Raw genomic sequence first — 458 nt, forward strand, 5'->3', positions numbered from 1 at the left:
TATCCTCGACATCGGCCTGGCGGTCATGCACGGCACCCTGTCGTTCGGCATCCTGGTCGATATCCCTGACAACGAAGTGGCAACTGCCCTGCTGCAGGGTGTGCAAGCCAAGGCCCACGAGCTGAACCTGCAGGCCCGTTATACGCCGATTTCCGAGGCGGACTACCAGCACTGGGCCGACGGCCATGGTGAGGCGCGCCATGTGGTGACCCTGCTCAGCCGCAAGATCACCCCCGAGCAACTGCAGCGGGTCAGTGCGGTGATCAGCCAGTACGGCCTGACGATCGAACGCATCGAGCGGCTGTCGGCCCGGGTGGCGCTGGACGCCGACACCGACAAGGGCAAGGCGGCGGTCGAGATATCCGTGCGTGGGGTGCCGAGCGATGCCCAGGCCCTGCGTGCCGATTTCTTCGCCCTGGCGCAGGCGCTGAGCGTCGACATTGCCTTCCAGAAAGATG

The 458-nt window shown here is 65.3% G+C and carries 1 protein-coding gene; it reads left to right on the forward strand.

Annotated features, from left to right (window positions below; all coding sequences use genetic code 11):
• A partial coding sequence (locus tag QWI17_RS09140; protein ID WP_302722202.1) for an ACT domain-containing protein occupies positions 1–458 on the forward strand: 458 nt, incomplete at both ends.

Source organism: Gilvimarinus gilvus, assembly GCF_030518155.1.
GTDB lineage: Bacteria > Pseudomonadota > Gammaproteobacteria > Pseudomonadales > Cellvibrionaceae > Gilvimarinus > Gilvimarinus gilvus.